The sequence below is a fragment of the Microbacterium sp. ACRRU genome (genome assembly GCF_022346945.1).
GTDB lineage: Bacteria > Actinomycetota > Actinomycetes > Actinomycetales > Microbacteriaceae > Microbacterium > Microbacterium mcarthurae.
This window is the reverse complement of record NZ_JAKRNI010000013.1, coordinates 16,806-31,471: the sequence shown is the minus strand read 5'-3', so window position 1 is coordinate 31,471 and position 14,666 is coordinate 16,806. Positions and strand designations below refer to the sequence as shown.

General features: G+C 67.9%; 15 protein-coding genes and 1 pseudogene. 11 read left to right on the top strand and 5 right to left on the bottom strand.

What is annotated here, in order from left to right; genetic code table 11:
* The first annotated feature begins 4 nt into the window (after window positions 1-4).
* The 11 genes from MHY30_RS08310 (at window position 5) to MHY30_RS08260 (ending at window position 11,823) form a co-directional block, all read left to right on the top strand.
* Window positions 5-301: a hypothetical protein gene (locus tag MHY30_RS08310; RefSeq protein WP_239276407.1), complete on the top strand. Its 297-nt coding sequence runs from the start codon at window positions 5-7 to the stop codon at window positions 299-301.
* Window positions 301-1,806: a hypothetical protein gene (locus MHY30_RS08305; protein WP_239276405.1), complete on the top strand. Its 1,506-nt coding sequence runs from the start codon at window positions 301-303 to the stop codon at window positions 1,804-1,806. Before MHY30_RS08310 ends, MHY30_RS08305 begins: the two co-directional genes overlap by 1 nt.
* A complete protein-coding gene (locus MHY30_RS08300; RefSeq protein ID WP_239276404.1) occupies window positions 1,803-3,296 on the top strand; it encodes an SCO6880 family protein in 1,494 nt (497 codons plus the stop codon). Before MHY30_RS08305 ends, MHY30_RS08300 begins: the two co-directional genes overlap by 4 nt.
* Window positions 3,296-4,903 (top strand): hypothetical protein, encoded by a 1,608-nt coding sequence (locus MHY30_RS08295; RefSeq protein ID WP_239276403.1) that lies wholly within the window; start codon window positions 3,296-3,298, stop codon window positions 4,901-4,903. The genes MHY30_RS08300 and MHY30_RS08295 overlap by 1 nt, the downstream gene beginning before the upstream one ends.
* Window positions 4,904-4,906: 3 nt before the next feature.
* Window positions 4,907-6,196, top strand: a complete 1,290-nt coding sequence (locus MHY30_RS08290) for a ParA family protein (protein WP_239276402.1) — start codon at window positions 4,907-4,909, stop codon at window positions 6,194-6,196.
* A 12-nt stretch (window positions 6,197-6,208) separates the two neighbouring features.
* Entirely contained in the window at window positions 6,209-8,032 is a 1,824-nt protein-coding gene (locus MHY30_RS08285) for a type IV secretory system conjugative DNA transfer family protein (protein WP_239276401.1), read from the top strand.
* On the top strand, window positions 8,029-8,427 hold the full coding sequence (locus tag MHY30_RS08280; RefSeq protein WP_239276400.1) for a hypothetical protein: 399 nt from the start codon (window positions 8,029-8,031) through the stop codon (window positions 8,425-8,427). The genes MHY30_RS08285 and MHY30_RS08280 overlap by 4 nt, the downstream gene beginning before the upstream one ends.
* Window positions 8,424-8,987 carry a hypothetical protein gene (locus MHY30_RS08275; RefSeq protein ID WP_239276399.1) on the top strand — a complete coding sequence of 188 codons (564 nt, stop codon included), beginning with the start codon at window positions 8,424-8,426 and terminating at the stop codon, window positions 8,985-8,987. The genes MHY30_RS08280 and MHY30_RS08275 overlap by 4 nt, the downstream gene beginning before the upstream one ends.
* On the top strand, window positions 8,941-9,393 hold the full coding sequence (locus tag MHY30_RS08270) for a single-stranded DNA-binding protein (RefSeq protein WP_239276398.1): 453 nt from the start codon (window positions 8,941-8,943) through the stop codon (window positions 9,391-9,393). The genes MHY30_RS08275 and MHY30_RS08270 overlap by 47 nt, the downstream gene beginning before the upstream one ends.
* Window positions 9,394-9,559: 166 nt before the next feature.
* Window positions 9,560-11,227, top strand: coding sequence for a hypothetical protein (locus MHY30_RS08265; RefSeq protein WP_239276397.1), 1,668 nt, complete (start codon window positions 9,560-9,562; stop codon window positions 11,225-11,227).
* Window positions 11,228-11,232: 5 nt separating this feature from the next.
* The gene (locus MHY30_RS08260; protein ID WP_239276396.1) at window positions 11,233-11,823 is read left to right on the top strand and encodes a hypothetical protein; all 591 of its coding nucleotides are present in this window, start codon (window positions 11,233-11,235) and stop codon (window positions 11,821-11,823) included.
* 89 nt (window positions 11,824-11,912) lie between these two features.
* On the opposite strand, the gene MHY30_RS08255 is transcribed toward MHY30_RS08260, so the two are convergent.
* The 5 genes and pseudogenes from MHY30_RS08255 to MHY30_RS08235 all read right to left on the bottom strand — a co-directional run bounded on the left by MHY30_RS08255 (window position 11,913) and on the right by MHY30_RS08235 (window position 14,635).
* Window positions 11,913-12,161 (bottom strand): hypothetical protein, encoded by a 249-nt coding sequence (locus tag MHY30_RS08255; protein ID WP_239276395.1) that lies wholly within the window; start codon window positions 12,159-12,161, stop codon window positions 11,913-11,915.
* 48 nt (window positions 12,162-12,209) lie between these two features.
* Window positions 12,210-13,250: an IS3 family transposase gene (locus MHY30_RS08250; protein ID WP_239276394.1), complete on the bottom strand. Its 1,041-nt coding sequence runs from the start codon at window positions 13,248-13,250 to the stop codon at window positions 12,210-12,212.
* Window positions 13,199-13,306: pseudogene (locus tag MHY30_RS15340) on the bottom strand (hypothetical protein); the annotation flags it as partial. The gene MHY30_RS08250 and the pseudogene MHY30_RS15340, both read right to left, overlap by 52 nt.
* 115 nt (window positions 13,307-13,421) lie before the next feature.
* Entirely contained in the window at window positions 13,422-13,949 is a 528-nt protein-coding gene (locus MHY30_RS08240) for a HEPN domain-containing protein (protein WP_239276393.1), read from the bottom strand.
* A 134-nt stretch (window positions 13,950-14,083) separates the two neighbouring features.
* Window positions 14,084-14,635, bottom strand: a complete 552-nt coding sequence (locus MHY30_RS08235; protein WP_239276392.1) for a uracil-DNA glycosylase family protein — start codon at window positions 14,633-14,635, stop codon at window positions 14,084-14,086.
* Window positions 14,636-14,666 lie beyond the last annotated feature (31 nt).

The window sequence follows — 14,666 nt, the reverse complement described above, 5'->3', positions numbered from 1 at the left end:
GATCATGTCTACCTACACCGCACCAACCGAAGTCGACATTCCGGACATCCAGCCGGACTTCACCGCCCCGTTCTTCCAGGGCTTCCAGGTCATCGCGTCGTACATCCTCGCCGGAGCGATGCTTGTCGTGTTGATCATGCTGATCATCGCCGGCGCGGCCCTCGCGTTCCGGGGACTCGCGTCCGACCGGGTGCGCACGTGGGCCGGCGAGAACATCCTCTGGATCTTCATCGCGGCCGCGGTGCTCGGCGCAGCATCCGGTCTCTTCGCCTGGTTCGTGAACTTCGACTTCGGCTTCTGATGAACGTCGCGCGCGCTCTCCGCGTGGGCATCGCGGTCGGCATCCTTCTCATGCTCGGGTCGGGTTCGCCCGCACATGCGACGACGACGGATGCAGTGGCCGCCGTGCCGATGGCGGCGTTGAGCGGTGAACCGTGGTCGGCGCCGGCATTCGACGTCGACTGCCAGAGCGCGGCCGATCAGGTGACGTGCACGCCGAACGACCCCAACAAGGTCACCGCGCAGCAGTGCTTCGTCGGCGTCTCGGTGAACGGCTCGCGCTCGACCGTCTGCACGACGTACGAGGGTCACGTCCAGGCAATCCAAGCCGATGGCGGCCGGGCGCTCCTGGTGAAGTACGGGTGCAGCCTCGGCGACGCCGTCTGCGTCACGTTCGAGAACGCCGGCCGCGGCATGGCGCTCGCGGCCACCGGCATGATGTTCCTCGTCGCCGACAACATGCGCTTCGACACCTCCACGCTGCTGTGGACGGCAGCGCTCGACCAGTGGTCGTTCTGGCAGTGGGCAATCCTCATCATCACCTTCGGCGCGATGGTGTGGGCAATCGCCGCCGCCGTCGTCTCGGGCGATCGGGAAGAGCTCGTCGGCGCTCTCGTGCGGTCCTTCATCGCCGTCCCCGCCGTGCCCATCACGCTGTGGTTCACCGGGCACGTGCTCAACGCGGTGGACGACATGACGTGGTACATCCTCGCGCAGGACGGCCGCGACGGCCTGTACTCGACGCTCCAGTCGGTGATGTGGGCAGGCGGTCAGGCGAACTACTTCTTCGCCTTCCTCATCCACTTCCTGCTGATGCTCGGGATGCTGCTCCTCATGCTCGTGTTCACCTTCCGCAACATCGTGCTCGCGGCGCTGATCATGGTCGGCCCGGTCGCGTGGATGCTGTTCCCGGTGCGCGGGATCGGACCACAATGGGTGGTCCGCTACGTCTCGGCGGTCTTCGTGCTCCTGCTCACGGGCCCGCTCACCATCGGCTTCGTCACACTGATCATCAACGGCCTGGCGTCCGTCAAGACCATCTGGAACCCGCAGTCGTGGCCGCTCATCGTCGGCCTGGTGCTGGTGGCGTTCGCACCGTTCGCGATCTTCGGCCTGTTCAGCTTCGCGGGCGCGGTCGCGGCCGACGGCATCGGCTCTCGGCTCGGCTCGCACGGCGGGCGGATGGCCGCGGGAGCTGCGCGCTCCGCCTTCCGGATCCCGACGAGACTCGGTGCGCTCCCCTCGGGTGTGCGACCTGCGGGCTCGCGTCCGGGGTCACCGTCGCCGTCCTCCTCCCCGAAGCCCGCGACAACCCGCACCGCGACAGGCTCCGCCCCGCGCGGTGCGTCCACGCCGGCCCAGTCGCGCGCCGCCACGGCCACAACGACCCGCTCAGCTCAGACGCCCGCTCCCTCCCCCGCCGCGTCGCCGCGCCCCAGCCAGACACCCGCTCCCCCGGCATCCGCATCTCCGCCGTCGTCGGCACAGCCTCCCCAAACCCCCAAGCCTGATCGGAGCTCGTCATGACTGCTACCCCCGACTACGCACGTCCCGTGCGGTTGCCGCGCCGGTCGCGACAGGGCGTCGTCATGGGTATGGACCCGTGGCAGCTCGCCTTCGTCTCGGCCGCCGCCCTGGTGCTGCTCATCTTCGTGAACCGCTTCGGCCCCCTCGGGCTGCTGTACGGCGCACCGCTGTATCTGGCGCTCGGCATCACGGCGCTCACCAGCATCCACGGAGTGTCGACACCGCGAATGGCGGGACTGTGGCTCATGAAGCAACTGCGGCACGCGAATGGCGCGACGACCGAGAAGTTCCGGCCCGAACGTCCGCGCCTGACGGGAACGCTGAACCTCCCGGGCACGCGCGCGTCGATCCAGCTCTGGGACGTCAACAACGTCGCGGCCACCTACAACCCGCACGACCGGTCGGTGTCGGTGATCGCCGAACTCGAGGTGCAGGGCTTCCTCATGCACGACCTGCCCGAGCGGTTCGACCTCGCCGAGCAGTTCGACCGCGTCCTCGGCCCGTTCACCCAGCGCCCCGGCGTCAAGCGCGTCACGCTGCAGGAGCGCACCCTGCCGACGACGATCCGCGCGGCGCGCGAGCACTACGACACCGTTCGGCGCGTGAGGAAGCTCAACCCCGACTCCCCCGTCGCGCACAACTACCAGGACGTGATGGATCGCTCCGAGCGGTTCGAGGTCGCGCACCGCAACTACATCGTCCTGACTCTCGACCTCGTGTCGCTCGGCGGGCAGCTCAAGGCACTCGGCGGCGGCAAGGAGGCGATTGTGACGCTCGCGCAGATCGAGGCGGGCAACCTCGCCGACGCACTCACGGCCGCGAAGATCACGGTGCGTCGCTGGCTCTCGCCGCGCGACGTCGCCGCGCTCGGCCGTCTCGCGTTCGATCCCGAGTTCGCGCCGATCGTCCAGAACCGGCCGGATGCCGTCGCCGGCGTCGATCCGGCCGCGATCGGTCCGATGTACATCGAGGAGCCGAAGGGTCGGAACGGGATCGTCGTCACGGACTCCGGGGTCCACACCACGATGTGGGTGCACGAGTGGCCGCGCTCCGACTCCCCGATCGGCTTCCTCTCGCCGGTCGTCTTCGCCCGGCACCCCAACACCGGCGAGGCCATCACGCACATCTTCTCGATCGTGCTCACGCCGGTGCCGGTGTCAAAGGCGCTCAAGCGCATCCGCGACGAGAAGAAGGTGTGGCGCGGCAACGAGTCGCTCCGCGCGAAGCGCGGCGCCGACGGGTCGGCAGCGGATGCCGCGGACTGGCGCGCCCTCGAGCAGCGCGAGCAGGAGATCGCGCGGGGCCACGGCGAGTTCCAGTACGGCGCGTACCTCACGGTCACCGCGCCGGATGAGGAGCGACTCGACCAGGCGATCGCCGGGATGCGCAACGCGCTGTCGCGCGCGGGGATGGAGGCGCAGGTCCTCTACTGCCAACAGGCCGAGGCGCTCATGGTCAACGCTCTGCCGATCGGAATGGGGATGAAGTGATGGTGAAGCACGCGGCATCCTTCACTCCCGTCGAGCTCAGCCGACGCGAGAAGCGCGATCTCCAGCGCGAGATCAACCGCGCTCGGCAAGAGCAGGAACCGGCGCGCACTTCGCGTCGCGATCGTGGGCTTCCGGAGGCGGCCGTTCCGGGGCCGTTCGGTCCCGGGCTCGTCAACCGTGGGTACTGGAACCTCGCGAAGGCGTCGATCCCCGCGCATCAGGCCACCTCGCAGCACATCGCCGGGATCTACCCGTTCGTCGCCGACTCCGGCCTCGGCCACCGCGGCCCCATCCTCGGCGTCGACCTCAACGCCGACGCGCTCTGGCACTTCTCGCCGTGGGAGGCGTACGTCGACTCGTCCGAGCGCGGCACGTTCTCGACGAACATCCTCGTGCTCGGCGCGTACCGGGGCGGCAAGTCCGCGACCGTGAAGACGCTTGTCACCCGGTCGATCGCGTTCGGCCATCAGGTCGTCGTCCCGTCCGATCCGAAGGGCGAGTGGGTAAGCGTCGCCGAGGCGATCCCCGGCGGTCGCGTGATCCGCCTCGGCGGCGGCGCCGGCACGCGCCTCAACCCGCTCGACCGGGGTCCGCGCCGCACCGACAGCACCGACGAGCAGCACGAGCAGATGGTCAAGCAGCGGCGCATCGGCACCCTCATCGCGCTCATCGAGATGACGCTCGGTGCACGACTCTCGGCGATCGAGCACGCCGCGCTTCTCGATGCGCTCGACCGGTGCATCGCCCGCACCGGCGATCGCCCGACCCTGCGGGGTGTCTTCGAGGACCTCGGCGCCATCGCAGCTGAGACGGATGCCGCGTTCCACGCCGCCGACGGCGCGATCCAGCCGCGCTTCGTCCTGCGCCGCTTCGTCGAGGGCGACCTCTCGGGTCTCTTCGAGGACGAGTCGACCGTCGAGTTCGATCAGGATGCCCCGATCGTCGTCACCGACACCTCCGAACTCTTCGCCCGCGGTGACCTCGCGGCGCAGCTGACACAGGTGTGCTCGACTGCGTGGATTCAGGCCGTCATCTCCGACCGCGCCGCCAAGCGCACCCGCTACGTCGTCCGCGAGGAGGGATGGCGTGACATGACGTCGCTCACGTCGCTGCAGATGTTCCAGCAGTGGCTCAAGCTCTCGCGCCACTACGGCATCAGCAACATCGTCATCCTTCACAAGATGGGCGATCTGGATGCCGTCGGTGACGAGGGCTCGCTCGAGCGGTCGCTCGCGTACTCGATCGTCGGCGACATCGAGAACAAGTTCATCTTCCGCGTGAACAGCCAGGAGCAGGCCGCGCTGCGCGCCCGGCTCAATCTGCCGGCGCCGCACGTCGAGATGGCCCGGCACCTGCGCAAGGGCGAGTTCCTCGCGTACGTCGGCCAGTACTCCTACCTCGTCGATTGCTTCGCCACGTCGACCGACTGGGAGTACGAGCTCTTCGCCACCGACGATGCGCTGGCACCGGCAGATCGTGACGACGCAGAACTCCGCGCGATCGACGCCGCGACGCTCGACGCGCTCTGGCCGGAGGCGCGAGACATCGACACCGGAATCGAGGGCTGGCTCGCCGCCGACCCCCGCGAGAACACCGAGGAGCAGTGAACCATGAGCACGATCATCAGCCACCCTCGCGCATATGCGACCGTGACCGGCACGCACGTCACCTTCGTCACACTCGACGGCCGCGCCGAGCCGATCCACGCGGTCGCCGATGAGGACGTGCGGCACGCGATCGTCCGCCGCGCGACCGACGAAGCGCGACGCTCAGGCGCGACGCTCGAACTCGTCACGTCGGGCGACCGCGGCGACCACCGCCTGCTGGTCACGCCCGACGGGGCCCTCACCCACCTCGAGAGCCCGGCGCCGGCATCGGGCTCACCGGGTGACCAGCCCCGGCGAACCGAGTCGTATAGAGAGGAGGTGAGCGAACAGGCTCCGCAGCCGACCGCGACAGACACCGCTGAAGCGCCGGCTGCGGAGTCGCCCGCCCGCCCCTCCTTCCTCAGCCCCGCACCCGAGCCGCTCCCTCGGCCGACCGGCTGGCGAGGGTTTGCCCGACGACTCGGGATCATCGTCAAGCCCTCCGCAGCCGAGCGGCGGCGCGCCGAATGGACCGCAGTCGTGTCGAGGCAGTGGGCCGGCTGCCGCACCATCGCGATCGCGAACGGCAAGGGCGGCGTCGGCAAGACGATGACCACCGCGATGCTCTCGGCGGTGTACGCACGCGAAGGCGGCGGCAACGTGCTCGCATGGGACAACAACGACACCCGCGGAACGCTGGGCTGGCGCACCGAGCAGGGCATGTACGACACCACGCTCCGCGACCTTGTTCCCGAGGCATCCCGCCTGCTTGAGATCGGCGCGGGCGTCTCCGACATCACGCGGTTCGTGCACCACCAGGCCACGGACCGCTACGACGTCCTCCGCTCCAACCCTGAGCTGCTCGCCACCGACCAGAGGATCGCGTCCGCCGAGTTCGACCTGCTGATGCAGGTCGCCGCACGGTTCTACCGCCTCGTGGTCTTCGACTCGGGCAACGACGAGTCGGCCGAGCGCTGGCTGCGCATGGTCGACAACTCCTACCAGCTCGTCATCCCGACGCTGGCGACTCCCGAGTCGGCGGAGTCGGCAGCGTTGCTGCTCGATGCGCTGCGCGGGCGGGACGAGCGTTCGAGCATCCTCGCCGCCCGCGCCGTGGTCATCGTCACGCAGTCAGAGCCCGCTCCCTCGGTGGCGAGGCAGATCGCCGACGGCTTCCGCGATCACGTGCGCGCGGTGCACATCATCCCCTTCGATCCCGCGCTCAAGGCGGGACCACTCCGGTTCGACGAGCTACGCTCTCGCACGCGCGACGCCTGGTTCGCCGCGGCCGCCGCTACCGCGGAAGGACTGTAGGAGGCGCGCATCATGAACCAGAGCATGCTCGGAAAGGCGATCGCCGTCCTCATCGCTGCGGCCGTCATCCTGTCACTCGCGTTCGGATTCCTCGCCGAGTCCGTCACGCAGATCGTGTGCGGCGCCCGGCCGGCACCGGAACACCTCTTCGCGGGCCTCGCCCTGGCGATCACCGGCGATCCATCCGCCTACGTACCGCCGGCCGGGTGCGCGATGCCCGTCGTCGCGATCCGGATCGTGGACATCGCAGCGGTCGTCGTCATCGTCGCGCTCACCGTGTGGGTGCTGATCGCGGTGCGCCGTTACCGCGAATCCGACCGCGCATTCATCTCCGATCTGCGCACGCGGCCCGGATTCGCGACCTCAGGTGAGATCCGCGACCACCTGTCTGCGAAGGCGGTCCTGCGTCGCGCCGCGCAGCTGCGGCCGGACCTGTCCAAGCCCATGCCGACCGATGTCGGCTGGCGGGTCGGAAAGTCGCGCGGTCAGGACGTCTACGTCTCGATCGAAGACTCGGTCGCGCTCGAGGGCCCGCCACGCTCGGGCAAGGGCTACCGCGTGCTGATCTCGGCGATCGTCGACTGGTCGGGTCCGCTCATCACGACGTCAACGACGAACGACAACCTCACGGCGACGATGCGGATGCGGCAGGCCCGCGGTGACGTCCACGTGTTCGACCCGCAGGGACTCTCGGGCGTGCGGCATCCGCTGCGCATCTCGCCGATCGTCGGCTGCGAGGATCCGCTCGTCGCGATGCAGCGCGGCAACGCAATCATCACCGGCACGGCACTCGGCTCGTCGAACACCAACGGCGAGTGGGCTCAGGCATCCGGAGTCGTCCTCGGTCGCCTCCTTCACGCAGCCGCCGTCGGCGGCATGACGATCGCGGAACTCTACGACTGGGGTACGAGCCCCGCGCAGACGCGCGACGCGGTCGAGATCCTCAAGGCCGACGGCGCCCCCGGCTGGGGAGACAGCCTCGACGCCACGATCGCCGGCGACGAGAAGCTCGTCTCCTCCATCTGGTTCGGCGTCAGCGGCGCCGTCGCACCGCTCGCGGTGCCACAGATCCGTGAGGCGCTGTCGCCTCGACCCGGCGATCCCGTGTTCGATCCCTCGCAGTTCCTCGACGCCGCCAACACGCTGTACCTGATCGGCTCGTCATCCGGCGCATCGGCGATGGGTGGATGGCTCGGCGCAGTGCTCGACGACATCGTCGAGGTGGCCCGCAACCGAGCACTGGCATCGCCGGGCTCGCGGCTCGCCCATCCGCTCGGCCTCATCCTCGACGAGATCGCGAACATGTTCCGGTGGGGCAGCCTGCCGCGGATCATGGCCGACGGCGGTGGCCGCGGCATCTGCACGTTCATCGTGCTGCAGGCGCTCTCTCAGGCCGAGACTTCCTGGTCGCGCGCGGAGGCAGATACGATCTGGGCGGCCGCGACCGCAAAGGTTCTGCTCGGCGGAGCCAGTCACGTTGACCACCTGCGAGACATCGAGTCGCTCCTCGGCACCCGCGACACCCGCCGCGAACAGCGCTCCTGGTCGACCCGCGACGTCGGGCATTCAACGAGCGAACACCACGAACGGCGGCCCCTGATGTCCGTCGACGAGATCCGCCGCCTGCCGCCGACCGCCGGACTGCTCGCCTATCGCAACCGGCGCAGCGTGCTGCTCGACCTCGCCGGATGGGACGCGCGGCGCGACGCCCGCGCGATCCAGACCGGAAAGCGCGAGACCGAGCAGGAGCAGCGTGTCACCTTCGAGGATGCGCGGAGCGCGCCGGCTACTCCCCCGCCTGCCGCCGAGCCTGTCGAGGTGGTGAACGAGGAATGAGTAATCGACGCAAGCCGCTTCATGCGAAGGCCTATCGCTCGTTCTTCCTCCGCTCTCGAGCGTGGTTCGCCCGCCGCGACGCATGGTTCGACACCCAGGCGATGTGCGCCCGTCCCCTCGTCTGCGCCGGATGCGGCCGGCGCGCCACCAAGAAGGAGCTCGAGCTGCACCACCTCGACTACTCCGGAGTCAGCCAGACGGACGACGGCCGGTGGGTGGCGCAGGAGGCAGACCGCGACCTTGTGCCGCTGCATCCGTATTGCCACGAGCTCCTTCATCGGCTGCTCGACCGGGATGCCGTTCTCTCTCGGCATCGTGCGCGTCGCGCGGCATCCGAGTTCGCGCTCGAAGCGCTCCGCCTCAAGCTCAATGCGCTCGAAGGAACCGCGCCATGACAGACTACGACGACCCCCCAGACCTTGATGACGTGCTCGCCCAGCAGCTGAGCGACTTCCATCCCGGTGAGCGAGCCGGGTCTTCTGCTCCGATCGGCGCGCACGTCGTCGACTGGCGGACGCTCAAGGATGCCGATGCCCGCGCCGCCTGGGACTCGCTGCGTGCGTGGGTCGAGTGGTTCACCGTCAGGTACCAGATCTCGGAGTCTCTCGTGCCGGTGTGCTGGTTCAGGCACGGCGACCTCGTCGAGGAGCTGTCCGCGCTCCACACCGCGCACACTGTGGCCTTCGATGCATCGGATGCCGGCTTCGGGCCGATCGGCTGGCACGAACGTCTCAGCCTGACACTGCCCCGCTTGCGCCACGCGTATGCCGGCGGATGCACACGCGGGCACAACTACCGCAAGCCCCGCTCGTGGGCGAACGCCATCGACGAGCAGGAATGGGACGCGTGGGCCAACCGGACCCATGCCCGAGGAGGCGCCGCGGCGTCTCGGAACGGAAGGAAGAACGATGACCACGAGAATCCCGGTCACCATCGAGGGCAACCTCACGGGTGACCCCGAGCACGGCGCCAGCGATGCGGGCAACGAGTACGCCCGCTTCACCGTCGCCGTCAACGACCGCCGTCTCAACGAGACGACGAACCGCTGGGAGGACGTCGGCACGGTGTTCCACCGCGTCGTCGTGTTCAACCAGCAGTCGCGGAACGTCGCGACCTCGCTCCGCAAGGGCGACAGCGTGATCGTCGCCGGCGACCTGCGCTTCGGCACCTACACCGACAAGGACACCGGCAACACCCGCGAGACGCGGGACATCGTCGCCGACAACATCGGTGCATCGCTGAAGTTCGCGACCGTCTCGGTGGACCGCGCCCCAAAAGCTAGCGGCCCCGCTGCGGATCGAACCGCCACGGGGCCGGTAGCCGAGCCGGTCTCGTCCACCGGCGCCGGGGTTGTCCGCTGACCCATCGCAATAGGGGCGGGCAGGAGTCAGAGTAGTCCTGCCCGCCCTGCCGCGTCTGCGACGAATGATGTCGAGCGATCCCCGCGTGCGCTGGGGACTGCGCGCGGTGCGCCCGTGGACTTCGGCTGGCACGTCATTGTCGGTCGCGTAGGACAGAATCGAGCGTGTGACCACGAGCGGTGTGATCGGCGAAGATGCGAGCACGTCGTCAAGGCCCACCGAGCGCCCCAAGCGAGGGCGTCGTCTCCTAACCCTGGGACTGGTCGCTGGTTCGATAGTTGTCGCGCTCGTTGTCGGTGGCGTCGTCTACACGACGCGCGCGGATTCCGACCAGGACGGGTTGGCGGACCTCGTCGAGTTGTCCGGGTGGACGACGGTGGACGGCAGAACGTACTCCACCAACCCCTACGCGGCGGATACGGACGGCGACGGTCTCACCGATGCGGAAGAAGCCGGGGAAGTCGTCTCGGAGCCCGGCGCAGAGACTATCTACGCTGGCGTCTCCGACCCGACCAAGGCTGACTCAGACGACGATGGCCTCGCGGACATGCTCGAGGTCTCTGGCTGGCTGACCGGACAAGGAGCCGTCCATCGGACTGACCCGTTGAGCCCCGACACGGATGGCGACGGGCTCACGGACGCGCAGGAGGCGGGCCCGGCCGACGAGGCTTCTGACGGAAGCATCGAGTTCGCGGCGATCTCCGATCCCGAAGTCGTCGACACCGACGGTGATGGACTCTCAGACGCGGCCGAGGTCGATCTGAGCATCGATGCGTTCAGCACGGACACAGACAAAGACCAACTTGACGACTATCGCGAAGTCGAGATCCTGGGAACCGATCCCGCGAACGACGATAGCGATGGCGACGGCCTGAAGGATGGGTTTGAAGTCGCCAACGCTGAGAGCCGAGGCCTGGATCCGCTGTGGAAGGACGAGCAACTCGACCCCGCCACGATCGCGTGGGAGGTTGCCCAAGGAGCGATCGTTGGTGAGCTAGCGCCGGGCGATACGCTCCCTTGGCTCGTCGGCAACGTTGCCTCGAGCGGAGCGAGCCTCGTTCCCGTTGTCGGCACCGCAATCGGCACCGTCGCCGATGTGCGCGACACGATCGGATCGGCGATCCATGCCGACTGGGTCGGCGCCGGGTTGAGCGCATCCAGCCTGGTCCCCTACGTGGGCGACACCGGGGCTGTGGCCGGCAAGGTCGCGAAGTTCGTGGATCGAGTCCCGACGCTTGCAGTCGCCGCGGGCGCGGCTGTGGTCGCGCTCAAGTGGGTCCCTGACGATGTCAAGGCAACGGTCGTCAGACTGGTCAACAAGAAGTCTGATGATCTCACCACTGCGGGCGTGAGCGACGAGACAATGGTCACCCTCCAGATGGGCAAGACCAGTCTCGATGATCTCGCCGCTGCGATGGAGCGCCCGGGACATGTGAAGCTCGCGGGCCCGAAGCCCGGGTTCATGGCTACCGGTTTGGACGGCGAGGACTACGTCGCGCACCTATATGACGCGTCAACGCCGGGCGTGGATCTTCAAGTCGTGCTGCCGACTGCCAGCTGCATCGAGGTCTGCAACGCGGTCGCCCGCAGAATTGACGTGCTCGTCGACGGCGTCGCACATGAGTCGAAGGTGGGTCGGGTCTCACTGACAGCGGCGCTCCGCAAGCAGATCGAGTCCGACATCCATCTCATCGAGAACGGCACCATCCGCGAGGCCCACTGGCACTTCTTCGCTAGCGATGTGACCAAGAAGATGGGGCCGACGAAGCCGCTTCTCGACTTCCTCGATGAAAAGGGCATCAAGTACACGATCCACCTTCCCACCGAAGGGTAGCGAGAATGCGTGGCTATACCGACTTCGTCGCCATGAGCAGGCCAGAGGCCGCCAAGTTCCTCGAGGTGCTCCTGGCAGACCAGCAACGCGCTCTCGATCACTTCTCGGCAACCATCGGCGTGGATCTGACGTACTCCGCCGACTCCCTCATTTCCCTATGGGAGTCGATGGCACCACGACTCGCCTGGCGTGCCGGCTACGCCCCGCCGAGCCCGGGGCAGCCTGGCCCGCGAATCAGCGTGGATCAACTGGAGCCCCCATCCGAGTTGCCGACGTGGTTCCATCACCCAAGCGGGGTCGGGTACGCGCGATTCTCAGCCGAGACGCTCTGGCTGATCGATGGCGCCGGCCGCTACCTCGGGGAAACCGTCGTTCGAACGGGCCACGGCAAGTGGGCGACGGGGCGCTCTCGGGCGAAGGGGTACATCTTCCAGAATCAGCCGGTGATCATTCTGGCCGACGCTCCGCCCGTGAGCCCCTTCCAGACTGTTGCGGTCCTCGCGTCGCGGGCCCTGGGCACGGGAGCAGATGCTGGGCCGCGAACACTCACCGATGTGTATCGGGTGTGGCGTCCAGAAGAGCGACACCAGCGTTGATTGCGATGGTGGAGTGATCCTCAGGACGCGACGTGCTGCATGAGGATCGACTCGCGGCACGTAGTGCGTAGCCTCGCGGTGGAACCGAGTCAGGTCGGTTGTTTCAGCTCGCGCTCAGCCGACTCTGCGCGTGCCTCCACAAGGATCGCTACAACCTGCTCGACAACGCTTTCGACCAGCGCTTCGTCGGCCTGATGCGGATCGAGATCGATGGGGACCCAAAGGTGGCCACCGTCATTTCGAAGGAAGGGCGCGTAACGTGGCGCGTCCCCAAGGAACCCGCGAATCCGCTTCACCGCGAGTCGTTCGCCCGTAACCTTGTGGAATCTGAGCCACATGGGTGTCAGTCCTTCGGGTCTGCCGCACGGATAGGTGACGGGTTGTAGTTACGCCGCGAGGGCGACGTCGGTGTTCATGATTGCTTCGTACTCGACCGGGGTCAAACCGTGCAGCCGCTTCTGTCGACGTCGCCGGTGGTAGGTGCGTTCGATCCAGGTGACGATCGCGATGCGGAGCTGCTCCCGGGTGTCCCAGGATCGCCGATTGAGGACGTTTTTCTGCAGCAGGCTGAAGAACGATTCCATCGCCGCGTTATCGCCCGCCGCGCCGACTCGGCCCATCGATCCGACCATCCCGTGATGGTGAAGGGCGCGGACCATCTTCCTCGCGCGGAACTGCGATCCTCTGTCGGTGTGAACCACGCAACCGGCGACGTTCCCGCGCCTGGCGACGGCGCTGTTCACGGCATCGACGGCGAGACGCGCCTTCATTCGGTCGCTGATCGAGTACCCGACGATCCGGTTGCTGAAGACGTCCTTGATGGCGCAGAGGTAGAGCTTGCCTTCACCGGTTTTGTGTTCCGTGATGTCGCTGAGCCAGAGCCGGTTCGGTGCGTCGGCGGTGAACTCCCGACGCACGAGATCGTCGTGAACGGGTGGGCCGGGGCGTCGTCCCTTCCCTCGGCGGCGTTTCCCGAACGCGGACCACCAGCCGTTGTCGCGGCAGATCCGCCACGCCGTCCGCTCTGCCATGCCCTCGCCCGCGTCGCGGGCCTCGTCGAGGAGGAACCGGTAGCCGAACTCCGGGTCGTCGCGGTGCGCGTCGAACAACGCGTTCGCGCGATACGCGGCGACGAGTTCCGCATCGGTGATGGGGTTCGCCAGCCACCGGTAGTAGGGCTGGCGGGAGAGCTTGAGCACCCGGCACGTCACCGCGACGGGAACACCGTCAGCGGCGAGCTCGGTCACGAGCGGGTAGAGCCTTTTCCCGGCAGGTTCGCCTGCGACAGATACGCCGCCGCCCGCCGCAGCACCTCGACCTCCTGCTCGAGCAGCCGGATCCGCTTCCGCGCCTCGCGCAGCTCTGCGCCTTCGGAGCGGGTCACGCCCGGCTTCGCGCTCTCTTCGACGGCGGCGCGCCGCAGCCATTTCGTGAGGGTCATCGGGTGGACACCGAAGTCGGTCGCGATCTGCTCGATGGTCACGCCGGGCTCACGGCCCCTGGCGACGCGCACGACGTCGTCCCGGAACTCGCGCGGATAAGGCTTAGGCACAATGACATCCTTCCAGGGCGCCCTGCCAGGCAACCCAACTCAGATGTCACCTACTGGTGCGACAGACCCCACCGCCGTGCACGAGCTGGTTTCGGAGCGTGTAGAGCCGGTGGAACACGATCTGAAGGACAACGTTCGTGTCGCCTGCGCCGAGCGCGCGCTCGACGGCCCTGCGAGCGCCATCGAACTGCCGGTGATACTCGGCCTCGCTGATCCGCCCGTTCTGCCAGTCCCAAAAGGGCTGGAAGACGTATCGGTTCTCGAGCAGCACCCGCACGCTGCCCGAGAACTCATGCCAGAGGAGGGCCTCGTACCGCTTCTCATCGACTCGACACAGCTGGCCCAGGAACGCGTGGAGCCTCTCGCGCTCGGACTGCGAGCTCTCCACGCCGAGGTCCTGAGCGTAGGCGGCGTTGAACGCGACCCAGAGCAGGATGAACTGAACGTCCTTGTCGTCCGCGGACTGCTCCGCGCGTCCCAGCCAGCTCAGCGCGCGGTGCACGCGGAGCGAAAGCGCCGGCCGGTGGCTGTCGCGCTCCTGCCTGTGGCGGCTCTTGAGCGCGGCGTAGTCCATCGGCCGATCCGTCTCGTTCAGCATCGAACCTCCCCAGACCCATCACCCCGGATGAATCGGAGCGACACGACCATCCTGACCCAACATCGGCCCGGCTTCGCGCGCGACCCACTGAGCCCGCCGAGGCGCGCGAGCTACTCGCCCGAGTCGAGGTGCGCCGAAAGCTCTGACATGACGCGCTCCACGTTCTCGCGCCTGTCGAACGGCCCCGGCATCCGGAACACTCGCGCTCCCCACGACGTCCGCTTCGCCTGCATCCCCGGCACGCCCTCGGTCCCGAGCAGGACCTTCACGGGATGCCGGAACACGCACACGATCAACTGCACTCCGCGGGACTGGAGGTTGTCCGCGAGCTGCGCACTTCCGAAACAGATCTCGTCTGCGACAACATCGCCTTCCCCGCGGCTCGGCCGCTTGACGATGTCGGTGAAGCCGACCCCTGCGGCGAGCGCAGCATCCTCGAAGTACCGGCCGGCGGGCGTACGGAACAACCCCGCGGCGGCAAGCTTGCGCAACTGCCCCTGACCCACCTGGCCCTGGTAGTAGTGGCCCGCCTCGACGCTCGACGGCGCGGGGTTGAGCCCCACGATCATCGCGCGCGGCTCGTCGGGCCACACGTCTGCAAGTGTGAGGACCTCGTGCCCCATCCATTCCTCGCGGGCCTGGTAGCCAATCAGTTCGGTCATGAGGAGATCTCTATCAGGTACGTCACCCATC